This window comes from Thalassotalea euphylliae (assembly GCF_003390335.1).
In the GTDB taxonomy this organism is placed as follows: Bacteria; Pseudomonadota; Gammaproteobacteria; order Enterobacterales; family Alteromonadaceae; genus Thalassotalea_F; species Thalassotalea_F euphylliae_B.
Genome location: NZ_QUOU01000001.1, coordinates 1836042 through 1858483, shown reverse-complemented (window position 1 = coordinate 1858483; position 22442 = coordinate 1836042). Strand labels below are relative to the sequence as shown.

At 43.6% G+C, this 22442-nt stretch carries 16 protein-coding genes and 3 CRISPR repeat arrays; of the genes, 11 read left to right on the top strand and 5 right to left on the bottom strand.

The genetic code is table 11. The features are described 5' to 3' along the window. Window positions 1-8: 8 nt before the first annotated feature. The 4 genes from DXX93_RS08145 to DXX93_RS08130 all read left to right on the top strand — a co-directional run bounded on the left by DXX93_RS08145 (window position 9) and on the right by DXX93_RS08130 (window position 4035). Window positions 9-965, top strand: a complete 957-nt coding sequence (locus DXX93_RS08145) for a DUF1295 domain-containing protein (protein WP_116007670.1) — start codon at window positions 9-11, stop codon at window positions 963-965. Between the two features lie 59 nt (window positions 966-1024). Then, complete coding sequence (locus DXX93_RS08140) at window positions 1025-1405, top strand: VOC family protein (RefSeq protein ID WP_116007669.1); 381 nt, start codon at window positions 1025-1027, stop codon at window positions 1403-1405. A 317-nt stretch (window positions 1406-1722) separates the two neighbouring features. Next, window positions 1723-2748 (top strand): oxygen-dependent tRNA uridine(34) hydroxylase TrhO, encoded by a 1026-nt coding sequence (gene trhO / locus DXX93_RS08135; protein WP_220347562.1) that lies wholly within the window; start codon window positions 1723-1725, stop codon window positions 2746-2748. A gap of 351 nt (window positions 2749-3099) precedes the next feature. Continuing rightward, complete coding sequence (locus tag DXX93_RS08130; RefSeq protein WP_116007667.1) at window positions 3100-4035, top strand: alpha/beta fold hydrolase; 936 nt, start codon at window positions 3100-3102, stop codon at window positions 4033-4035. Window positions 4036-4258: 223 nt separating this feature from the next. Then, a CRISPR array of direct repeats spans window positions 4259-5726; the repeat unit is 28 nt; unit sequence TTTCTAAGCTGCCTGTGCGGCAGTGAAC. Between the two features lie 175 nt (window positions 5727-5901). Here DXX93_RS08130 and cas6f read toward each other — a convergent pair. The 5 genes from cas6f to cas1f all read right to left on the bottom strand — a co-directional run bounded on the left by cas6f (window position 5902) and on the right by cas1f (window position 12670). Then, a complete protein-coding gene (cas6f, locus tag DXX93_RS08125; RefSeq protein WP_116007666.1) occupies window positions 5902-6459 on the bottom strand; it encodes a type I-F CRISPR-associated endoribonuclease Cas6/Csy4 in 558 nt (185 codons plus the stop codon). After that, the gene (gene cas5fv, locus DXX93_RS08120; protein ID WP_116007665.1) at window positions 6459-7475 is read right to left on the bottom strand and encodes a type I-Fv CRISPR-associated protein Cas5fv; all 1017 of its coding nucleotides are present in this window, start codon (window positions 7473-7475) and stop codon (window positions 6459-6461) included. The genes cas6f and cas5fv overlap by 1 nt, the downstream gene beginning before the upstream one ends. A gap of 9 nt (window positions 7476-7484) precedes the next feature. Then, entirely contained in the window at window positions 7485-8432 is a 948-nt protein-coding gene (gene cas7fv, locus DXX93_RS08115; RefSeq protein ID WP_116007664.1) for a type I-Fv CRISPR-associated protein Cas7fv, read from the bottom strand. 22 nt (window positions 8433-8454) lie between these two features. Continuing rightward, window positions 8455-11388 (bottom strand): CRISPR-associated endonuclease Cas3'', encoded by a 2934-nt coding sequence (locus tag DXX93_RS08110; RefSeq protein WP_116007663.1) that lies wholly within the window; start codon window positions 11386-11388, stop codon window positions 8455-8457. A gap of 325 nt (window positions 11389-11713) precedes the next feature. Beyond that, a complete protein-coding gene (gene cas1f / locus DXX93_RS08105) occupies window positions 11714-12670 on the bottom strand; it encodes a type I-F CRISPR-associated endonuclease Cas1f (RefSeq protein WP_116007662.1) in 957 nt (318 codons plus the stop codon). Between the two features lie 360 nt (window positions 12671-13030). Here cas1f and DXX93_RS08100 point away from each other — a divergent pair. The 7 genes from DXX93_RS08100 to tsaA all read left to right on the top strand — a co-directional run bounded on the left by DXX93_RS08100 (window position 13031) and on the right by tsaA (window position 22403). Next, a protein-coding gene (locus DXX93_RS08100; protein WP_116007661.1) for an IS3 family transposase occupies window positions 13031-14187 on the top strand; the annotation gives its coding sequence in 2 pieces (ribosomal slippage) (window positions 13031-13274 and window positions 13274-14187; 1158 coding nt in all). A gap of 62 nt (window positions 14188-14249) precedes the next feature. Then, window positions 14250-14519, top strand: a complete 270-nt coding sequence (locus DXX93_RS08095) for a type II toxin-antitoxin system TacA family antitoxin (RefSeq protein ID WP_116009882.1) — start codon at window positions 14250-14252, stop codon at window positions 14517-14519. Then, entirely contained in the window at window positions 14516-15049 is a 534-nt protein-coding gene (locus DXX93_RS08090; RefSeq protein ID WP_116007660.1) for a GNAT family N-acetyltransferase, read from the top strand. The genes DXX93_RS08095 and DXX93_RS08090 overlap by 4 nt, the downstream gene beginning before the upstream one ends. 493 nt (window positions 15050-15542) lie before the next feature. After that, window positions 15543-17732: a CRISPR direct-repeat array (repeat unit 28 nt; unit sequence TTTCTAAGCTGCCTGTGCGGCAGTGAAC). A gap of 140 nt (window positions 17733-17872) precedes the next feature. Then, window positions 17873-20063: direct repeats of the CRISPR family, unit length 28 nt; unit sequence TTTCTAAGCTGCCTGTGCGGCAGTGAAC. A 278-nt stretch (window positions 20064-20341) separates the two neighbouring features. Continuing rightward, window positions 20342-20728 carry a hypothetical protein gene (locus DXX93_RS08085; protein ID WP_116007659.1) on the top strand — a complete coding sequence of 129 codons (387 nt, stop codon included), beginning with the start codon at window positions 20342-20344 and terminating at the stop codon, window positions 20726-20728. A 102-nt stretch (window positions 20729-20830) separates the two neighbouring features. Beyond that, window positions 20831-21082: a hypothetical protein gene (locus tag DXX93_RS08080; protein ID WP_116007658.1), complete on the top strand. Its 252-nt coding sequence runs from the start codon at window positions 20831-20833 to the stop codon at window positions 21080-21082. A gap of 139 nt (window positions 21083-21221) precedes the next feature. Then, window positions 21222-21644, top strand: coding sequence for an Rcs stress response system protein RcsF (rcsF, locus tag DXX93_RS08075; protein WP_116007657.1), 423 nt, complete (start codon window positions 21222-21224; stop codon window positions 21642-21644). Between the two features lie 12 nt (window positions 21645-21656). Next, window positions 21657-22403, top strand: a complete 747-nt coding sequence (gene tsaA, locus DXX93_RS08070; RefSeq protein ID WP_116007656.1) for a tRNA (N6-threonylcarbamoyladenosine(37)-N6)-methyltransferase TrmO — start codon at window positions 21657-21659, stop codon at window positions 22401-22403. Window positions 22404-22442: the final 39 nt, after the last annotated feature.

Sequence of the window (22442 nt, the reverse complement as noted above, 5' to 3'; positions counted from 1 at the left end):
GAAATCGAATGAAGTACTTCACGCCACTCTTACCTTTTTTCGCCGGTTGGATGCTGCTGATGAACACTATCAGCTTTAGCCAAATAGCGTTAATCAATGGCGCCCTGCAAATGCTGTTGTTTGCCTTGGTGGTTTGCATTCCAGCATGGAAAACAGGCCGCATGTCGTATGTTGATATTGGCTGGCCTTGGGGCTTAACGGTTATTGGTGTGCTCACTTGGCTATTTAGCGAAGGAGACCCTGTACGCGTTGCCGCAGTGAGTATCGCCTATATTTTCGCTGGCAGCCGTATGGGGCTTGGGGCGATAAAACTCTTAACTTCCGGTCATTTAAATACTGAACTGCCGCGTTATGAATTTCAAAAGCGTCGCTGGCAAAAACACGGGAAAACCAATACTAAGCTCGCCATGCAGGTGGAAGCGATTTTACAAGGTGTCGCCAATGCTGGCTTCCTCGCCTTACCTGCGTTTATTATTGCCTCGAACACCTCACCACAAATATCGCCATTTGAAATTATTGCCATCATCCTTTGGCTCGCGGCATTTGCCATGGAGTCAATCGCTGATACGCAGAAACTCGCATTTTTGAAAAAGATGAAAGCCCAAGGGGAAAAAAACCAAGTATGTAATGTCGGGCTATGGCGCTATAGCCGTCACCCTAATTACTTTGCCGAGTGGATGGTGTGGAATGCCCTGATTATTGCCGCCATTCCCGCCTGGCTGGCCTTGTTTAACCAAGAGTTACTGATTGTCAATTTACTGTTAGGCATGGGTTTATTGTTCGTTTCAAGAGTCATGTATACCACGCTAGTCACCTACACTGGCGCGGTGCCAGCTGAATACTATTCAGTACAAAAACGCCCAGCTTATCGCCAATATCAGGCCGAAACCAACATGTTTTTTCCGGGGCCAAGCAAACTAAATATCACCCACAACAGTACTAACTCTTTAAAAACAAACGATTAGTCACAAAATTAAAGTAAATAACCACATACACAACTAACGAAAATAATAAGAGAGAAGCTATGTTTAGTCACATTATGATCGGCGCGAATGATATTCAAGAATCAAAAAAGTTTTACGATGCCGTGCTAGGCGCGATGGGTCACAAAGAAGGCGTTATTGACCCGCTAGGCCGTTGTTTCTATTACACCGACAAAGGGATTTTTGCCTTATCAAAACCGATTGACGGCGAGCCTGCCTGTCATGGCAATGGCTCTACCGTCGGCTTTTTCGCCAAATCACCTGAAGTCGCCGATGCGTGGCATGCCGCAGGTATCGCCAATGGCGGCACCACGTGTGAAGAGCCTCCGGGTGTTCGCGAGGGCTTTGATGTAAAACTCTACCTTGCCTACTTGCGTGACCCAGCGGGCAACAAAATCTGCGCACTGCACCGTTTTAAATAACTGATTCGTTATCGCGAGACTATTTATCACCAACAAACGGTTATTAAAAAAGTGGCGTAATGCTGCTTTTTTAATACCGAATTTGAGCACTCCCCTGCCCTTCATCCGATATTTCGAGCAGATACAGCTAAGCCAATACCAGCAACATTTCCCTAACTGTAATACTTTGTTCACTCGCTTTCATTTCTTGATCTAGATCAATATAATGTTGCCCGAATTCTTAGCAAGTACAGCGCTTGCCTGATTCAAGAGTTATCGAAGTACTGACCGCGAATGACTAGCTAGTTCAGCTATCAGCCGGATATCAGTACAGTATTATGAAACGCACGGGATTTACGCTCCCGCCAGCCGAGGTAAATATGCAATACGTTGTTTGCGCAATGTACAAATTTGTTGCGCTTGAAGATTTTGAAACTATCCGTCCTAAATTGTTAAAAACAATGGAAGACAACCAAGTTTGCGGTACGTTATTACTGGCGAAAGAAGGTATTAACGGTACAGTCGCAGGCTCTCGCGAAGGCATTGACGCCCTGCTTGCATGGCTAAAAAGTGACGAACGCTTAACCGACATTTCTTACAAAGAATCGTTTACCCAAGAAAAACCGTTTAAACGCACCAAAGTAAAACTGAAAAAAGAAATTGTTACCATGGGCGTTGAAGGTATTGATCCGCGCCACGTAGTGGGTACTTACGTAAAACCAAAAGATTGGAACGCGCTAATTTCTGACCCAGAAGTGTTCGTGGTTGATACCCGTAACGATTACGAAGTGCAAATTGGTACGTTTGAAAACGCAGTTGACCCAGACACTAAAACCTTCCGTGAATTCCCCGCTTGGGCAAAAGACAACATGGACCCGGCCAAGCACAAAAAAGTGGCGATGTTCTGTACTGGCGGTATTCGCTGCGAAAAATCTACCGCTTACATGAAAGAGCAAGGTTTTGAAGAGGTTTATCACTTAGAAGGTGGTATTTTACAATACCTTGAAGACGTGCCAGCCGAAGACACCATGTGGCAAGGCGAGTGTTTTGTCTTTGACGATCGCGTTACCGTAGATCACAGCCTAGAAGCCGGTAAATACGACCAATGTCACGCTTGCCGTATGCCAATTCTAGCAGAAGACAAAGAAAAGCCTGAGTACGAAAAAGGCGTTAGCTGTCACCACTGCTTTAGCTCAACAACCGAGGCGCAACGCGCTCGTTACGCTGAACGCGAACGCCAAATGCAATTGGCAAAAGAACGCGGCGAAACGCACGTAGGCTCAGACGCGGCAAAAATTTTGGAACAGCGTAAAGCTGAGAAAAAAGCACGCATCGCCGCGCAACAAGAAGCTGCTAAAAGTTAATAAACGCTAATCTAGGGCTGTCATGCTCAACTAGAAACGAGCACATAACTTATCAAGGCGCATAGCACTGGCTAAGCGCCTTTTTTAATCGCTAGTAACGTTATCATCTACCGTCACCACCTACCATCAAATCGCCAACCGCTAAGCCAAACCACCAAAGTATCCGTAATGCCTCTTAGAACCAATAGCGTCTGTGTTGGCCGTTGTGATTCGTAACACTTATTTGCAACATTTATTCGTAAAAATTTATTAACCAATTGATAAATTAAAGCTTTACCAGTAGGTTAATATTTACACACCCCAGTGTCATGACACTAGATAACAAAAATATAACAACAATAAGGTAACACCATGAAGGTATTAGGCTGGCTACTGCTTGTCATTCTCGTGACTAGCATCATTTTAATTGCGGTTTACTGGCAAGCAGACAAATCGCTTGAAGAACTCAAACCCAAATGGGCGCCAGCACCTTCGCAATTTGTGAATGTTCAGGGAATGCAAGTACACCTGCGTGATGAAGGGCCGCGCGACGACCCAAACCCCATCGTGCTTATTCACGGCACCTCGTCATCGCTGCACACTTGGGATGGTTGGACAGACGAATTAAAATCAACACGCCGTGTGGTGCGCTTCGATATTCCAGCTTTTGGCTTAACCGGGCCATCGCCCGATAATAATTACACCATCGAAAGCTACGCCAGCTTTATCGTTGCGATGCTCGATCACCTAAATATCGAACAAGGCGTATTAGCAGGCAATTCACTCGGTGGTTACGTGGCTTGGGCAACAGCGGTTATCTACCCTGATCGCGTAAGCCAACTGGCACTTGTTGACACCAGTGGCTACCCATTTACCCCTAAATCCACCCCCATTGGCTTTATCGTTGCCAATACGCCGATATTAAACAAGCTGATGGAAAAGGTACTGCCGCGCAGCATGATCGAAAGCAGTATTATCAACTTATATGGCGACCCAAGTATCATTACCCCAGAGCTGGTTGATCGCTATTTTGATCTGACCGTTCGAGCTGGCAACCGCCAAGCGCTAGCACAACGTTTTCGTCAAACCAAACCCGGTACCTACGCTGATAAAATCAGCACCATTACTCAACCTACGTTAATTATTTGGGGCGGCCAAGACCGCTTAATACCACCAGAACTTGGTGATCATTTCCACCGCGAAATACCTGACAGCGAACTGGTGATGTTTGACGAATTGGGACACCTGCCCCACGAAGAAGCACCACTAGAAACCGTGGCAGTATTTAAACGTTTTATTGCAAAGTAAAGCTGCTTGTGCGGCAGTGAACAAGAATGACAGTTAGAAATTGGTGGCCTGAATTTTCTAAGCTGCCTGTGCGGCAGTGAACAAATGGCTGCTGGTTTTTCGTTAGCGTTTGCATTTCTAAGCTGCCTCGGCTTTGGCATCCATGCGTCGCCCTACCTCCTCCTTCCATGGAGTCGTGTGCGGCAGCGAACCGTCTGCTTCAACTGGTGTCTCGTTGGTTTGATTTCTAAGCTGCCTGTGCGGCAGCGAACGCAATAAGCAATTAATCATGTCGGCATAAGGTTTTCTAAGCTGCCTGTGCGGCAGCGAACACAGCTTTTAGAAAGATTTTCAAAATCTTTGGTTTCTAAGCTGCCTGTGCGGCAGCGAACCTCAGTTGCCAGCGTGGGCATGGGTGTTAATTTTTCTAAGCGGCCTGTGCGGCAGCGAACAAAAATCGAAGTCATTCGCTAAACGTGTATATTTTCTAAGCTGCCTGTGCGGCAGCGAACTAATAGCCTTACCTGCTCTTATCGGTTTCCATTTTCTAAGCTGCCTGTGCGGCAGCGAACGGGGTGCGCTGTTTATTGATTTCTGTCATTAGTTTCTAAGCTGCCTGTGCGGCAGCGAACAACATTCTTACAGTATTCAAGCGCTCTGGTGCTTTCTAAGCTGCCTGTGCGGCAGCGAACGAAAGCCGCCGAGCAGCCAAGCGAGTTGCTAATTTCTAAGCTGCCTGTGCGGCAGCGAACTTATCACCCGACGATAACATCGTCATTTTATCTTTCTAAGCTGCCTGTGCGGCAGCGAACGCTTCTTCAAATGCTTGTTGTCCAAATTTTGCTTTCTAAGCTGCCTGTGCGGCAGCGAACCTAATTCGCATGCACATTGCTCTAGCATTTCTTTTCTAAGCTGCCTGTGCGGCAGCGAACTTGTATTTGGCGTATTCATAGACATAATGACGTTTCTAAGCTGCCTGTGCGGCAGTGAACTTGCCATGCGTTTATTTTGCAGATCGGCTAGGTTTCTAAGCTGCCTGTGCGGCAGTGAACATGTTAGATGCTCACCCGTTTGGGACAAAGATTTTCTAAGCTGCCTGTGCGGCAGTGAACTCAAAATAGCCAATCAACTTAAAGTCAATATATTTCTAAGCTGCCTGTGCGGCAGTGAACCAAAAACAGTAGACCAGCCGGAATCAGATAAATTTCTAAGCTGCCTGTGCGGCAGTGAACTGAATTAAATGAAGTTTTTCCTAGTACAGCTATTTCTAAGCTGCCTGTGCGGCAGTGAACTGACGCGTACATAAATCTAAACGGCGACGATATTTCTAAGCTGCCTGTGCGGCAGTGAACTTGGTGGCACAAGCAACGTTAACATCGCGGCATTTCTAAGCTGCCTGTGCGGCAGTGAACTCGTTACACCGCACCAAAGAACTTCGAGCTTTTTTCTAAGCTGCCTGTGCGGCAGTGAACAGTCATGTGCCTGTTCGCTTGCTTTCGTCTTCTTTCTAAGCTGCCTGTGCGGCAGTGAACAGACTTGTCAAAACCATAGTAGTACATTGTGATTTCTAAGCTGCCTGTGCGGCAGTGAACGTGGTCCGGAATTGCTCGTCGTCTGGCTCAAATTTCTAAGCTGCCTGTGCGGCAGTGAACCAACTAATCGCTGAATCATTGCCTGTGTCATTTTTCTAAGCTGCCTGTGCGGCAGTGAACAATAGAATGTTAACAAAAAAATAAGCAACAACAAGGGCTACAAGGTTATTTATCTTTTTTACCCAAATTTTTCACCTACTTTTATGTTATTGATAATATTACTAATTTTTAAAGATCAAAAATAAAGGGTAAAATGATTACCCTTTAAATATAAGTAAACACTATTAACTAAGTATTAAAACCAAGGAATAGTGGCAAGTTTACTTAAACCAAAATGATCAAATTTACCTGCTATTGGCTGATCAGTTAATTCACCAAATTGAATAAAGCGTCTGTGCTTATGCCCATTAGAGCCACTTTCAAGCTCTAAATATGGGTTATCTATGCCTTGGGTAAACATTTTAGCGATATAGGCTTTTTCTTCTGCTGCCGAGGAAATTGAGCCTCTTGCTTTTAATCGTCTTAATTTGGCTTGAGACATGGTAGTTTGCTTACGCGATACGGTTCTGTGCTTAGCATCAATCGGTACTGGCAAAATTGATGATACTTTACAGTAACCTCTGCCTAAGCCTCCTAACCAATCAGTACCTTGTAAATCATTTAATATCGCAAGATCACCATGAAGTCTAAGTAACTTACCTAGTTTGATACGGTACTCTGGAAAGCTGACGCCAATGTTATCAGCGTTAAAATCAAAAAGTACCTTATGTAGCTTGGTATAAACTTTGTTCATAAGTACGTTTTCAGGCATTTCAGCATCTGGCATTAGCTTGATATCAATATAATGATCCATTAAAGCTCCTCCCTTGTTTTTATGTCTTTAACGTAAGCAAGCCCCTTTTTACCCAAGTAAAAACTAGATACGCCTGCATTTTCAATGAGTGACTTAATTTCTTTGGCTTTATCGCGACTTACATTTAAAACAATCTCTAACTTACCACTCGCTTTGGTCATCAGTTGCTTGTTTTTTCCTTCGCCTTTAACATACTCTTCAAAGATATAAGGGTTACCCCAGATCTTTTTCTTGTCGCCCGAGGTATATCGACTCATAAAGTCTTTTTTAGTAAAGCCATTATTAGATATACCACTAATGCCTCCTGCTTTAGTTTTAGCCGAACTCATATCATATTTACGCGATAGTAGTTCAAGCTGCAAATAAAGTGCTGAGCAGTAGAGCGATATAGGTAAAACTAGACCTTTGTTATTCACCCCTTTAAATTTTTCAAACTTAGTTTGTAAAATGTTAAAAGCGGATTGAACATTATCCTTACTCTCTATGGGCTTTAGTTTATTTAACTCTTCAAGTTTACCAATAATATTTAAAGGGTCAGCCGTTGTAGTGGCCGTGACTTCTGTTTGCTGAATAATAAACTGGCAAAGTTGCTCTATATCTAAGGCAAGAACTCCCCAAAATTCACGGCTATAATCCGATAGAAAAATAGGATCTTTTACCTTTATCATCCCAGTATATGAATTTTGATCTGTACTACCTGTGATATTGCGAATATAGGTCATCTCATTGTTAACAACCTTAACATCATCATTAAAAGTCACTAACGGCTCTATCTCTCTAAAAAAATAGTCAGTAGCATTTCTTGCTTGATATAACTTTCGTTGATCGCCAATTAAACGATTTAACACGCCCATCACGGTATCTATTGAAATATCGCGTTTTTTAAAGTTTTCAGGCTTTTTCAAATTCGTCATTGAAGCGATGAATTTTCGGCCTGCTTTAGGCAAAGGTTCGTTATTACTGCCATCTAAAAATGAGTTTCGCCATGATGACTCATATTCAATCATGATTCTCATGTACGACTCCTACTTAGCATAAAAGTAGCTGGCAAAGTTAGATTCTGGCACTTCTGAAATGCTGGCTTCATCGCGTTTAATGCGCATCATTTTATGGCTGTCGTTGTAGTCAACAATAACGCTATCAACATACATATAAGATTTTGCCTGACGAATAGACAGCTCAGAGATTAAGCTAAGCGTATAACCAACGAGTGCTTTTATTGCATCATCATTGAGTAAAATCCCCACTTCGCCCTCTTCAAAAATAGTGCCGCTACGAACATAGTTTTTATGGAAAGTTGCTTTAGGCGTTAGTTCTGGATTTAATGAGTGAATAAATGCCTGAATCTCTTGTGCTATCTCTTCGCCTTGGCCTTCCTTAATTTCCATAGCTTCACGATCAAACTTTTTATCGAGCGAGATAAACTGCAATTGCTCAATACTGATCGAACCGTAAGAAATATATTGAGTATCGCCAAAGGTCGTTTTCGAAAAGAAAGACGAATTGTCTCTCTCCCCCGCTTGACCAAATTGCTCAAAATTACCATTACCCAATTGATCAACAAAGTCTTCAATTAATAACGGGCTTGTGCGTTTGTTTTGTGTCGCTGGCACGACATAGCCACGAACTAAACCAGTAATTGAAGCAAGTACTTGTTGTAAATTTGTTTTTTTCGCATAATGCAAATCAAACGACTGCGATTTAAACAGGTGATGGCGAATACAGTTTTGGCTGATATAGAGAGGGTTATCTTTAAAATCTATATCCGTTGCTTCTTTTTTGTATTTGTAACCTGTCTCTTCTTTAATTTTTCCTGTGAGATTGGTATAGCCTCTTAGCTTAGGCAACGTATGGTTATCAACCGTTTGACCGCCATTACCTGTTAATGTCGTAGGCCCGTTCCAATTAACAACGCCATGACCAAGTGCAATAACTTTAAAATCGACACTTTTAATGCCTGTTACCTTTTCCATGATTTTTCCTTACTGAGGTTACTTATTCAGTTTCCATAAACTGATTGATTGAAAGTTTGCCAATTGCTTGCTTGTCACAAATGGCATAATAAATAGCTTCTTGATGAGCAACAGACTCGCCTATTTTCTCAAGATCTGACTTGATGTAGCTTAAATAAATGGCATTTTCTGGGCTGGTTGCTGCACCTTCGATTAGCATTTTACGTTTGTTAATTTGATTCGCTTTAATGCCTTTCACTAAGGTATTTTCATTAATTCGGCTGTCTTTTTGTGCGACATAATCAATTAACCCTGTATTTCGAATGAGATCGAGTGATTCAGTTAAGCCACCTTGTTCGCTAGTGGTATTAACATATTCGTCTAATATTTTGGGTTGCTTGCTATCTGTCAGGTCACACAGCACCATATTGACAAAGCGATTGTCTCCGCGCAGTGAACTTGTTTTAATGGCTTGCTTTTTATCGGCAACCTTTCTTTTAGGAGCTGATAGAGGGTCGTGCACTTTGGCATCAATAATCTGTGTACTTTTCTTTAGTGCGGCAAGAAAGTCTTCTTCTACAGCTTGAAGTCCTCGGCTTGATTTGTAGAAGTTAGTGTAAAGCGCATAAATATCAGTAATTGTTTGTACTTTTCCCTCTACTTCTTGCTCAAGTAAAAACTGATACCATGCTTTAGCTGACTGGAAGCTAAATAAACGACCTAAAAATCGTGCACACGCACCGTTGCCTTTACCCGAATGTATTGACTCTGGAACCGCAATCATAAGCTGATTTACCTCTTTGTTTTCACCAAAGCGATCCAAACGACCAAGTCGTTGTAAGCTGTTTTCAGCATTGGTAAATTCCGTTGTCATTGCATCACAGCTAATATTCAGTGATGCCTGTACAATTGGGCCACTTCGTAGCACATCATATTCGCCACTACCCTGTTGTTTAAACGCGTCAAATACACGCGTAAACAACGACAACTTATCTGCTTTTTTAAATTTTGAATGCAGTAATACAGCGTTTTCGTTCTGCTGATGCTCAATAAAGGCAAGTTGAGCTGTTGTTGCAACATTACTGATAACAAAGGTCTTCTTATCGCTTGGCTGTAGTTGATACAGTGGGTGAGTATCATCGCAAAATGCTTCGTAATACCGCTGGAATTGAATTTGATACTTGCTTTGATTAAAGCTTGGCATATTCACAATGTCATCAATATCCAAGAATTCTCGAATAAAATAGTGATTGGGCGTTGCTGACACCAACAGCGTATTTGCTTGGCTCCCCTGCCACTTTTTCGCCTGAATTAACTCGGCATAGAGCAAATTAAAAGCTGGCATATTGATATATTCGTGGAATTCATCAAATACAATATGGGCATTCATAAACTCGACAAGGTTAGTTACGTTGCGGTGGGTTGTGATCGCATTAATCACTTGGTCTATAGTCGTCAGTACAACATCACCAGAGAATTCTTGACCAACTGGTGTCTCACACTTATCGCTATTGATAAATTTGAATTCACCGGTATTAATTTCGACTTGTGCGCTGGGAAGATACGCTTGACTGGTTAAGTCTTTGAACAGCCCTTGACACACTTGCACTCGCGGGCATACCCAAATGATTTTCTTAGCATGAGTATTTAATGCCCACTCAAGCGCGATTTTTGTTTTGCCACAGCCAGCGGGGCCATTTAACACCTTTACGTGGCTATCATCGTCTACCTCAGCTAATTGAGCAGCAACTTCTTGCTGTGCTTTATTTCGCTCACTATCGGGATAATTTTTCTCAAATTCAGCTAAACAAGCTTTGATATGTGTTGTTAACCCCCTGTCTTTTAACAAAGCGCTATCAAGCAGATGGTTAAGAGTTTGTTCTTCAATATGATACTCTAGCTGCTCACCACTTAGCTGAGAGACTAACCGATCTGCACTGATTACAGCCGCGCGAATTAAGTTATTTCTGGCATTCACAACCACATCACTTAAATACTCGTCAACATCCTCGTGGATACGGGAATATTTTTTATAATCAGGCAACTTTATCGTGGAAATATCTTCAAACTTATCTCTATCGAGTGTTTTTAACAGCCCTTCTACTTCAAGATCGACACCGTAATCCTTGCTTAGTTGGTTGGTTTGTTCAATTAAAGAAAGTGTTGCCTGATAGAAATCTTTAAACTTGATGTTACCTAAACTTTTAGCGAGCTTTTTGTATATGTATTCTAAGTTTGGTAAGTCTTCTTTTCTAAAGCGCTTGGCATGATGCCAATAAATAACGTGTTTAATCGAATTTTTGCTTTTAGCGTTAATTACCTTGTTCGATTCATCATTGATTAGGTGATACATCAACAGAGAAATTTCGTTATGGCTGGCATGTTTTTCCCATGAGAACTTACCCTTTTCAATATGCACACCGTCAGCCGTTTCCTCCGCATGCTTGTTTTTTTCTAACAAGCCATTTAGCCAAGATTGAAATTCAGGATCCAGCTTGCCAATATCGTGCAAACAACCAGCAACAAATGCCAGCTTTTCAAAATATTTCACATCATCAGATTTAATCATTCGCTTGATCAACTGAGATGCAACAAAACCAACCGCAAACAAGTGATGAGTTAATAACTGTTTATTCGTGTTAGCGTAGGCAACTGTATTCATAATTTTAGTTTCGTCCATTTTAATATCTACAACTTGGGTACTATTCACTGGCACCATACCTTCATTATTAAACTTTCGTTTATTGCCTACTACCCATAAAAATTGGCTGCGTGAACGTGATCGTATCCAATGGCAGCTTACTGCCGTGCTTTTGGTGGCGGTTTGGCGCAGCATTTTTTTAACAGTCAGTAGGCTGTCCTCGGTAATAAGCGTCTGCCAAGTGTTATCGCCAATGCGGTTAGCAAAGGCGTCGAGTACACGGCGGGTTTTCTTGAGCGCATTTTTCTCGCATTGCGAGACAAAGGTGACCATCATATTTTTTAACAAATCCTTTTCGAGTCAGGGTAAAGCTGCTATTGCACAAGTAAAATAGCAGCCCCCTTGATGACTACGGCATATACCAAATGTCGCATCCAAGGGCTAAGAATCAGTGCCAGTGAATACATACGCTGGTTATATTCCGCCCTATTAAAAAGACTATATGTGTTCTTTTAAAAATCAAGTTCCGATAAATACAATACTAAAATATTTGAGCCTATATTTTTCAAATAAAATTGCTACACTAAAAGTACTACAGCAAATGTAGCTTAGAATGATAATTACAAACCTTAGGTATTCACTGCCGCACAGGCAGCTGTTTTTACTGCTCTTTACTATTGTAGAGAGCTACGCCTTTCACCGTATCAAACATAAAATCTAAGGCTTTATGATCAGTAAAGGCTTGCAGTACTTGTTGGCGAAATTCTTGTTCGGTAGCGTTTTCTTTGGCGCAAACGAAGGCCCATGGCAGCACGATGGCGTCTTTAATCAAGTCGGCAATATCAAAAACTAGCGCGCCGCGCCGTGTTTTACCATGCATTACAGCAAAGCCATGAGGAATGCCCAGTACCCATAAACAACTGGCTGCTAAACCATAAGCTAAATAATTACCATGGTTTAAAAAGTCGTTAGCTTTGTCGGTACTGTTGTGCTGACGCTTAAAGCCTTGGGTATTGGTTGAGTTCGCAGCGAATTTATAAAGCACTTTGGTCAGTTGTGCTTCAGTTAGCAATAATTCCTGTGGCTTTGTTGCTTGGTCTGTGCGCTGATTAAAGGTGCCAAGTGCGTTTTGCACATTGATGTTATTGAAATCAAAGCCTTCTGTTTTTAATTCGCGATCGCGACGCCACACTTTTTCAAGATACGCGATACGGGCTTGTTGGAATTGTTTCGCAGCGGCTAAGCGCTTTTCATCATCAAACCAGAATTGGAGCCAAGCTTGAAGGTATTCTGTGGGTCGATATTCACTCTGTGGTGTGAACCACTCAACTTCACAAGCCATGTGCAGTGGCGTACCACCGCCGCCAGTAAAGCCAACCAGCACTCCTGCTTGAGCTAGCATACGCATGGCCGCTTGCGTAATAGAAGTACCGTTGCCGAGCAGTAACACCGTGGTGTTGGCGATAGGAATATTGAAATATTGGTTTTCTTTGTCGGCCTCTGTGAGGTAGAGCACCCTGCCATCTTTTTGCATCACGCGGCAGTATTCAAGGTAGAACATATTCGCGCGCTTGGAATGCAGAATTGACTTCATATCGCTAGGCGAAAAATCATCCATAATTTAATTCCTGTTTTTCAGTCGCTTTGATGCTATCAAAATCAAAAGGAAAAAAAATAGTGAATTACAAACCGTAACGTTATTGTCTATTTTCCAGTCAAAGCGTTGACATACTAGCCTATATTTCAAGCATTTTGTGCACTTTGAATTTCCTCGGCTGCGTATTCGGCAGTGAACGCACAACTATCAAGTTTGTTAAGATGAAAAACTAAACAGGTGCATAATCTCATCCTCCATCATCCGTCACGTATCCGTACAAATTGTAAGTTTCGCTGAGCTGTTTTATAATCCACCAATTGAACTGGTTTAATTGAGCCGGACACTTTAATAAAGGACAATGTTCCAATATTGAGGTGTTAAATGACAAAACGAAAAAACAAAACCTATACAACCGAATTTAAACAAGAAGCTGTAGCTTTAGTGACTGAGCAAGGCTATACGGTCTCACAAGCCGCAGCCTCTTTGGGAATTACAACTAAACTCATTTATAACTGGAAAGCTAAACTTGAACAACAACAAGCTGGCAATGCGTTAAGTGAAGGTGAACGAGCAGAGCTAAAACGACTGAGAAAAGAAGTTAAAGAACTCAAAGTGGAGAAAGAGATCTTAAAAAAGGCAAGCGCCTTCTTTGCGAAAGAAATGAAGTAAAGTACGAGTTCGTCAAAGCCAATAGTCAGGCTCATGACGTCCGCAAGATGTGTGCTGTGATGCAAGTCAGTCGCTCTGCTTACTATGCATGGCTCAAACGGCCAGCCAAGTTAATTACGGCAGAAGAGCTTCATTTATATCGGCGAGCTAAAGCGCTGTTTAAACGCAGTCGTGAAAGCTTGGGCTATCGCGAGCTACATAAAAACTTACGCAAAGAAGGCTTTGAAATTGGTAAGCACAGAACTCGAAAGCTCATGGAAGCGTTGAACCTGAAAGTAAAGCAGCGAGTTGCCTACAAGGTAACAACGAAGCGTAAGCATGCTGATGCAGTTGCAGATAATTTGCTTAATCAGAACTTTAATCCGTTGGGGCCAAATCAGATTTGGGCTGGTGATGTGACTTATTTAAAAACAGGCGAAGGTTGGATGTATCTTGCTGTTGTGATGGATTTATATTCTCGACGCATTGTTGGTTGGCATATAGATAAACGTATGACGACTGACTTAGTGATGAAAGCCATGATTAGGGCTTATAACCTGAGAAAACCAGCTAAAGGCTTAGTATTCCACTCTGACCGAGGCTCTCAATACACCAGTAAGCGTTACCGTCAGCTGCTCGAACAATTTGGTATTCGAGCGAGTATGGGTGATGTGGGAGCCTGTTGGGATAACGCAGTAGTGGAGAGGTTCTTTGGCAGTTTGAAACATGATTGGTTACTTAAAGTGGCTCAACCTACGCGTGAGCATATGAAAAATGATGTTGTCGATTATATGAAGTATTACAACTTAGAAAGACTGCATTCAGCTAATGGTGATCTGTCACCAGTAGAGTATGAAAATTCTTTTAGAAAAGTGTCCGGCTGGAGTTGACCAGAACAAATGTTTGCGGAATAGATTTACGGAATGGCTCCGTACACTAGGAGTGTATGATTATGGCAACTGCTCGTTTAGATATTCGCCTTGATGAAGAGATCAAAGCGAAAGCCGAAAAAGCGTCGGCATTACTGGGGCTTAAAAGTCTAACCGAATATGTGGTTAGGCTAATGGATGAAGACGCCACTCATGTTATTAAAGAGCATGAAAGTATGACGGTAAGTGCCAGTGTTTTTGACGAGTTCATGTCGGCATGCGAGCAAGCTCAAGCACCCAATCAGGCGTTGTTAGCAGCAGCAAAATTCACCGATAAGAGCAAGATTAAGTGAGTTGGGCTACCGAATTTGTTGAGCTAAGTAAAACAAAGCATGATCGCAATGTATTTGACTGTGGAGAGCAAGCGCTAAACACGTTTATTAGAACTCAAGCGGCTAAGCATATGCAGGCTGGCATTAGTCGAATAATGGTGCTGCCAAGTGCGCAACCATTGTTAAATCAAAAGTTTGCTATTTGCGCTTTTTACAGCGTAGCGCCCACCTCAATTCGTCGCGACACATTACCTAGCCCGCTCGCCAAAAAATTACCTCGATATCCAGTCCCTGTTTTTTTGCTGGCACAGTTAGCGGTACACAAAGCGTTTCACGGTTCGGGATTAGGCAAAATCAGCTTAATTCGCGCATTAAAGTATTTGTGGGAGGTTAATCAGCATATGCCGGCGTATGCTATTGTGGTTGATTGCCTGACAAACTCAGCACATTCTTTTTATACAAAATTTGGGTTTCAGGTTTTGTGTGAGCACAATGGCTGTATTCGTATGTTTCTCCCGATGAAAACCGTGGAGCAGCTGTTTCCTTCATAGCTTGTGTGGCAACAATTATATTCCTTTGGCTTTGGCTGCCATGGAGACTTGGGCAGCAATGAACTGGCCTGAGCGTCAATCATTTCATTACCGTCATTTCTAAGCTGCCTGTGCGGCAGTGAACATAGCTGAGGCGTTTAGCTTGCATCGTGACACTTTCTAAGCTGCCTGTGCGGCAGTGAACTCATATTATGGCGCATTTAGCCAACGTGAGAATTTCTAAGCTGCCTCGGCTTTGGCATCCATGCGTCGCCCTACCTCCTCCTTCCATGGAGTCGTGTGCGGCAGTGAACGAGGTAAACGCGTTCTTTGTTTTGGTGATCGGTTTCTAAGCTGCCTGTGCGGCAGTGAACCTTCTTTTGTGCGATAGAGCATGTCAGCCAGCTTTCTAAGCTGCCTCGGCTTTGGCATCCATGCGTCGCCCTACCTCCTCCTTCCATGGAGTCGTGTGCGGCAGTGAACTTTCATAAGCTTAAATGTTTTATTTACCGATTTTTCTAAGCTGCCTGTGCGGCAGTGAACAAGGTTACGCCAAGATAATCTCTTACTTGCTCTTTCTAAGCTGCCTGTGCGGCAGTGAACAATTGTTTCCCTATCCTTAACGTTTCCCTTATGTTTCTAAGCTGCCTGTGCGGCAGTGAACTTTGTTAGAAGAGTTCTATAGCAAATTGGGATTTTCTAAGCTGCCTGTGCGGCAGTGAACGAGTGATAGGCACCGAACCTGCAACTGTCTTCTTTCTAAGCTGCCTGTGCGGCAGTGAACCCAAAAAGTGCATGTTTAAGCTTTTGATAGCTTTTCTAAGCTGCCTGTGCGGCAGTGAACATAAATCAGCAAGTAGTGCCTAAAGTACTATCTTTCTAAGCTGCCTGTGCGGCAGTGAACTCCCAGTAGTTTATCTTTGTATCATCTTCTATTTTCTAAGCTGCCTGTGCGGCAGTGAACCAAGCGAGCTAGCGGAACAATTTATGATTTATTTTCTAAGCTGCCTGTGCGGCAGTGAACTCATTTGATACGCTAGAAAGTTATTTGCAGATTTTCTAAGCTGCCTGTGCGGCAGTGAACAATTAGTATTTTCCTACGTGTTCAACCAGCTATTTCTAAGCTGCCTGTGCGGCAGTGAACGAAAACCAAATTCAAAGTTATTTTATGCCGATTTTCTAAGCTGCCTGTGCGGCAGTGAACGTTTCACCGATGCGAAAGCCAAAGCACAACATTTTCTAAGCTGCCTGTGCGGCAGTGAACGTGGTGCGCTCATTTAAACATGGTCGTCAACTTTTCTAAGCTGCCTGTGCGGCAGTGAACTACACCACTGATTCATTATCAGTGCGGTATATTTTCTAAGCTGCCTGTGCGGCAGTGAACGTTACCAAGCATCTAAAACCTATCTTTGGCAATTTCTAAGCTGCCTGTGCGGCAGTGAACCTATTTTGAGCAAATGACTTTTGATGATAAATTTTCTAAGCTGCCTGTGCGGCAGTGAACCGCGTTTCATTCAACGGCCGAATTGCTCGACTTTTCTAAGCTGCCTGTGCGGCAGTGAACTTCAACTAGCATTGATTTTACTTTTGGATAAATTTCTAAGCTGCCTGTGCGGCAGTGAACATTTTTAGCCGTATGCAGTACATGCCCTTTGATTTCTAAGCTGCCTGTGCGGCAGTGAACAGCGCTACTGCGCTCCGTTCGCCGTGAAGTGTTTTCTAAGCTGCCTGTGCGGCAGTGAACTCGAGCTCAACCACCTCAACGCCTGACATTTTTTTCTAAGCTGCCTGTGCGGCAGTGAACTCCGGTTTAAAGCTTGAAGATTTACTCAAGCATTTCTAAGCTGCCTGTGCGGCAGTGAACATTCTTGGTGAACTTCACCAGCGTAAGTTAATTTTCTAAGCTGCCTGTGCGGCAGTGAACGCGATTGCTGCGGTCATGCCTTCTTGCTTAAATTTCTAAGCTGCCTGTGCGGCAGTGAACCTGGCGTTACTTGTTCTTGTGTTATGTACATATTTCTAAGCTGCCTGTGCGGCAGTGAACAGCTAGATATCTTAGGCCGTTTCTGTTGGTCTTTTCTAAGCTGCCTGTGCGGCAGTGAACTTAGTGGCTCTAGGCATTACATACCTACTGGTTTTCTAAGCTGCCTGTGCGGCAGTGAACTTAACGACGGTTAGCTTGGTAAACCTCTTGCCTTTCTAAGCTGCCTGTGCGGCAGTGAACGTATTGCTAAGCTCGGTCCAGTGTTTTCCTCCTTTCTAAGCTGCCTGTGCGGCAGTGAACAGCTGACGTCGTTCAAACGCTTTTTTTCGCCATTTCTAAGCTGCCTGTGCGGCAGTGAACATTTGAAACAATTCCAGAATGGTGTTTTTTTATTTCTAAGCTGCCTGTGCGGCAGTGAACATTTACAAACCAACTCAAAAAAAGAGGTCAGGTTTCTAAGCTGCCTGTGCGGCAGTGAACCCCGCAGCACTTACAAGTGCAACAGCAATTAATTTCTAAGCTGCCTGTGCGGCAGTGAACCCCCGCCGGACACGCAGACGGTGCGTGATCTATTTCTAAGCTGCCTGTGCGGCAGTGAACGTTTGAAGCACAAATGTAAAAAATTTCACACATTTCTAAGCTGCCTGTGCGGCAGTGAACCACGGCTAGCGGCCGTTGTGTCAGGGTAAGCATTTCTAAGCTGCCTGTGCGGCAGTGAACCATTATATGGTGACAGAACAATTAAGTTTTGATTTCTAAGCTGCCTCGGCTTTGGCATCCATGCGTCGCCCTACCTCCTCCTTCCATGGAGTCGTGTGCGGCAGTGAACGCTGGGTTTATTACAAGTGCCTTTTCGTAGATTTTCTAAGCTGCCTGTGCGGCAGTGAACAAACAAATACTTTAAAAGTCGTAGCTAATGAATTTCTAAGCTGCCTGTGCGGCAGTGAACCAGTGAGACAAATGGCTGATGAATATTTTAAATTTCTAAGCTGCCTGTGCGGCAGTGAACATAACCACCATTTGGCTTTTAGCGCCTCGCTCTTTCTAAGCTGCCTGTGCGGCAGTGAACTTTATTTAGTATTAAAATATCAACAAGCTTAGTTTCTAAGCTGCCTGTGCGGCAGTGAACCGTATCGAAGAGGCGATACAGGTAGATGCACATTTCTAAGCTGCCTGTGCGGCAGTGAACCCAAAAAGTGCATGTTTAAGCTTTTGATAGCTTTTCTAAGCTGCCTGTGCGGCAGTGAACGATTATCTCTACGCTATCGGTCTTTACTATGCTTTCTAAGCTGCCTGTGCGGCAGTGAACAGATAGATTATCGACGTGTCACCCAGACCTTCATTTCTAAGCTGCCTGTGCGGCAGTGAACATTCTTGCTGCTTGTGCATTGGCATCGTTATTTTTCTAAGCTGCCTGTGCGGCAGTGAACAAGTTGAAAAATATTTATCAGTAGCTTCACAATTTCTAAGCTGCCTGTGCGGCAGTGAACAAAAAGGGATAGCTTATGCCAAGGCGACCAATATTTCTAAGCTGCCTGTGCGGCAGTGAACGATCACAGGATGGTTTAAGCCAAAGGTTGAGGTTTCTAAGCTGCCTGTGCGGCAGTGAACCGCTTATCAATGCTTAACGCAGGTTCGTTGTCTTTCTAAGCTGCCTGTGCGGCAGTGAACGTTTCACCGATGCGAAAGCCAAAGCACAACATTTTCTAAGCTGCCTGTGCGGCAGTGAACGTGGTGCGCTCATTTAAACATGGTCGTCAACTTTTCTAAGCTGCCTGTGCGGCAGTGAACAAGCCGAAGCGCTGGTACGGTTAGAGGAGCACTTTCTAAGCTGCCTGTGCGGCAGTGAACTACACCACTGATTCATTATCAGTGCGGTATATTTTCTAAGCTGCCTGTGCGGCAGTGAACGTTACCAAGCATCTAAAACCTATCTTTGGCAATTTCTAAGCTGCCTGTGCGGCAGTGAACCTATTTTGAGCAAATGACTTTTGATGATAAATTTTCTAAGCTGCCTGTGCGGCAGTGAACCGCGTTTCATTCAACGGCCGAATTGCTCGACTTTTCTAAGCTGCCTGTGCGGCAGTGAACTTCAACTAGCATTGATTTTACTTTTGGATAAATTTCTAAGCTGCCTGTGCGGCAGTGAACTGCCAATGGTCGATATTTTACAGGCCATTCGCTTTCTAAGCTGCCTGTGCGGCAGTGAACACTGGGGATAACCCCATTTTATCTGCGATATATTTCTAAGCTGCCTGTGCGGCAGTGAACTGGCTGAAATTCAATTTTCATCCATGGTCAAATTTCTAAGCTGCCTGTGCGGCAGTGAACGAAACGGACCTGGCATTTTTACATCGTATAGCTTTCTAAGCTGCCTGTGCGGCAGTGAACGTCGCGGCAGTATCACCCGCCGACCCTTTAGTTTTCTAAGCTGCCTGTGCGGCAGTGAACGCACACAGTCACCTAAAGGTTTAAATCACGATTTTCTAAGCTGCCTGTGCGGCAGTGAACCCTCGGCGGAGATTATCAACGCATTGCAGCAATTTCTAAGCTGCCTGTGCGGCAGTGAACTTGTGCGTTCTATTTTTAAGTTTTGCCTGAGCTTTCTAAGCTGCCTGTGCGGCAGTGAACTTTATTGAGACTTCCAATGCCATTTACTCAAGTTTCTAAGCTGCCTGTGCGGCAGTGAACTTTTTGATGAAATAGCTATTGAAAATTTTGGTTTTCTAAGCTGCCTGTGCGGCAGTGAACATTGTCATCACATGGCCCAGTTTTACCCTCTGTTTCTAAGCTGCCTGTGCGGCAGTGAACAAAATCTCCATTATCTAAACGCATCACCTCACTTTCTAAGCTGCCTGTGCGGCAGTGAACGTATGAGCAACGTTTTAAGGATTCCTTATGGTTTTCTAAGCTGCCTGTGCGGCAGTGAACAACATCTGACCAAAAAGTTTTCAGATGTCCTCTTTCTAAGCTGCCTGTGCGGCAGTGAACGAAATGCTCGCCAATGGCTTGGCACCCGGCGATTTCTAAGCTGCCTGTGCGGCAGTGAACAATAGTTTATCGCGAGAATAATCATTAATACCAATCAATTAACTGGCATTAGGCTTTTTTACCCAAATTTTCAGTTGATTTTTAACCAATTGAAATTATTAGTGTTTTTTAAAGAGCAAAAATAAAGGGTAAATTTGCTTCCCCTCGAAGTCCTAGTTATCTGTTATTTCAGCGAACAATTCAAGCGCTTGTGAAGTACGGCGCTAATATTGTAAAGTTTGAGGTAACTCTCTGTAAGTAATCACTTATTCAACTAATACTTAGCTAATGCTCAACTCATGCGAAATGTACTAGCCATATTAAACAAACGTTTAGTGATTTTTTCTGCGCTGTTTATCGCGGGCTTAATCCTTGCGTATCAAGCCTACTTTTTCTTGCAGCCAAGCGTTACGCTAGTCAATAAATCACATTACCTGATTGAAAAAGCCAGTGTTACCCTGCCCAATAGCCACTTGAATTTTGGTGATATTGCCCCGAATAACATCAATACCATTTACTATGCCCTTGCTCAGCAAGATGGGGAATATCACTATCGTATTGAGCTTGGCGAATCGGTAAACACTGAGGTTAGCGGCGCTTGTGGTTATGTCACCCATAGTGAGTATCACAAGCGAGTTGACATTGTGTTCACCGCTGATTTAGCGGTGCAGTGTTATTTTCGTTAATGCGATGGCCTATTTGTTATTTGACCAACAATTACTAAAGCCATCATTGGCGCGACCATCATTAACATTGTGAGCACGATAATTTTACTATCAAGGAATAAGATGAGCAGGTTACAATTCGCTACCCGTTGGGGGCTACTCGGCATTGTTTTGGGGTTAATCGCCTTTTTGTTTAATTACCATATGGTGCCAGTTTCACTGCCCGGCTATGAAGTCATTGCCGCACCTGCCATGTGGGCATTAAGCTTTTTTAGCGAAGAAACGCCTTTTTGGCCGAAAATGGTAATTTTTATGTCGGGGCAGTATATGGCTTATAGTAGCGTATTTTGGCTTGTCGCAACGGCGCGAAAATAAGACGCATGAAAACAGGGCACACGAAAGCAAGCCATGAAAGCAAACCACGAAAACAAACATAGTCGCCTTGTGTCTTGTGTTTAATTGAGCAAGCCTATTAGCAATTTTTTAATCAACTATTTTCGATGAACCATTTTTGATGAGTATTAAACACTTAACCGCTAACCAAGTACTTGCCTATTTAGGTATGACAAGTTGCGCATTGTTGCTAAGCAGCTGCGCCAAAATCAGTACAGTGCATACCAATTTAGATCGCGAAAATTTCAGCCATTATTTTTCGCCGGGCGAAGTCACCATTTTTGATAATGAGCAAGCGTTTCCCGGCAAGTACCAAATGATCGGTATGGTTGAGGGCGAACACTGTCAAGCTAAAGCACATTTAGCACCACCCGATAAAATTGAAGCGCGCACGCAAGCGCGCCGCAACGCTTATCAACTCGGTGCTAATGCCATTGTATTTTCCGGTTGTGCCGAAGTTACCCATCAACAAATTGAAAGCCGCCAATGCCATGCCAGCATTGTTTGTTATGGCAAGGCGTACCAAGTTGAAAACATTCAGTAATCCTTTGCCTCAATGAGTACTTCAACCAATAACTACAGTGTTTCGGCGATTGGTACGGTAAGTTCGCCGTACAAAGAAAAGTTTGCGATCCCTAGGCAGCCGGGTCTAGTCACCGCCGCCAAAGGTTATATCGAGCTTACCTCAAACTTAGACAGCGAAGCCATGGTGGCTGGGCTAGAGGGCTACAGCCACATTTGGGTATTATTTATGTTTCACCAAAACCTTGCCCATGGTTGGAAAGCAAAAGTAAAACCCCCTCGCCTTGGCGGCAATAAGAAAATCGGAGTGTTGGCAACACGCTCTACTTTTCGCCCCAATGGCATTGGGATGTCGGTGCTGCCCATTGATAAAGTTGAAACTATAAGGCTCAGCCATCATCAGGCGCAAACCCGTATTTATGTGTCGGGATTAGACCTGCTCGACGGCACGCCGGTGATTGATATTAAACCTTACATTCCCTATTCCGACAGCTTAACTGATGCGAGTGCGGGCTTTGCTGAAAAAGCGCCCCAAGCTAAACTTGCGGTGTCGTTTTCTGAGTCTGCCCAACAAGTGTTGGCAAGCACAACGCCAGCGCTAAAAACCTTGATCGAGCAAGTATTGGCACAAGATCCCCGTCCGGCTTATCGGCAAAACAAGCCAGACGAGCACATCTACGGTATGCACTTACACGATTTCAACATCACTTGGCAATGTCACTCGTTACATAAAGTACAAGTGCTGGCAATAAGTCCGTACGAATCAAACGACACTCAATAGTGTCACTCCTCACTTCCATAACTTGGGAAAGCATCAGCT

What these genes read in the sequence shown, in the direction of transcription:
- DXX93_RS08145 (WP_116007670.1), top strand. Translation starts at nt 9, where the DNA reads ATGAAGTACTTCACGCCACTCTTACCTTTTTTCGCCGGTTGGATGCTG.
- DXX93_RS08140 (WP_116007669.1), top strand. Translation starts at nt 1,025, where the DNA reads ATGTTTAGTCACATTATGATCGGCGCGAATGATATTCAAGAATCAAAA.
- trhO (WP_220347562.1), top strand. Translation starts at nt 1,723, where the DNA reads ATGAAACGCACGGGATTTACGCTCCCGCCAGCCGAGGTAAATATGCAA.
- DXX93_RS08130 (WP_116007667.1), top strand. Translation starts at nt 3,100, where the DNA reads ATGAAGGTATTAGGCTGGCTACTGCTTGTCATTCTCGTGACTAGCATC.
- cas6f (WP_116007666.1), bottom strand. Translation starts at nt 6,459, where the DNA reads ATGGATCATTATATTGATATCAAGCTAATGCCAGATGCTGAAATGCCT.
- cas5fv (WP_116007665.1), bottom strand. Translation starts at nt 7,475, where the DNA reads ATGAGAATCATGATTGAATATGAGTCATCATGGCGAAACTCATTTTTA.
- cas7fv (WP_116007664.1), bottom strand. Translation starts at nt 8,432, where the DNA reads ATGGAAAAGGTAACAGGCATTAAAAGTGTCGATTTTAAAGTTATTGCA.
- DXX93_RS08110 (WP_116007663.1), bottom strand. Translation starts at nt 11,388, where the DNA reads ATGATGGTCACCTTTGTCTCGCAATGCGAGAAAAATGCGCTCAAGAAA.
- cas1f (WP_116007662.1), bottom strand. Translation starts at nt 12,670, where the DNA reads ATGGATGATTTTTCGCCTAGCGATATGAAGTCAATTCTGCATTCCAAG.
- DXX93_RS08095 (WP_116009882.1), top strand. Translation starts at nt 14,250, where the DNA reads ATGGCAACTGCTCGTTTAGATATTCGCCTTGATGAAGAGATCAAAGCG.
- DXX93_RS08085 (WP_116007659.1), top strand. Translation starts at nt 20,342, where the DNA reads ATGCGAAATGTACTAGCCATATTAAACAAACGTTTAGTGATTTTTTCT.
- DXX93_RS08080 (WP_116007658.1), top strand. Translation starts at nt 20,831, where the DNA reads ATGAGCAGGTTACAATTCGCTACCCGTTGGGGGCTACTCGGCATTGTT.
- rcsF (WP_116007657.1), top strand. Translation starts at nt 21,222, where the DNA reads ATGAGTATTAAACACTTAACCGCTAACCAAGTACTTGCCTATTTAGGT.
- tsaA (WP_116007656.1), top strand. Translation starts at nt 21,657, where the DNA reads ATGAGTACTTCAACCAATAACTACAGTGTTTCGGCGATTGGTACGGTA.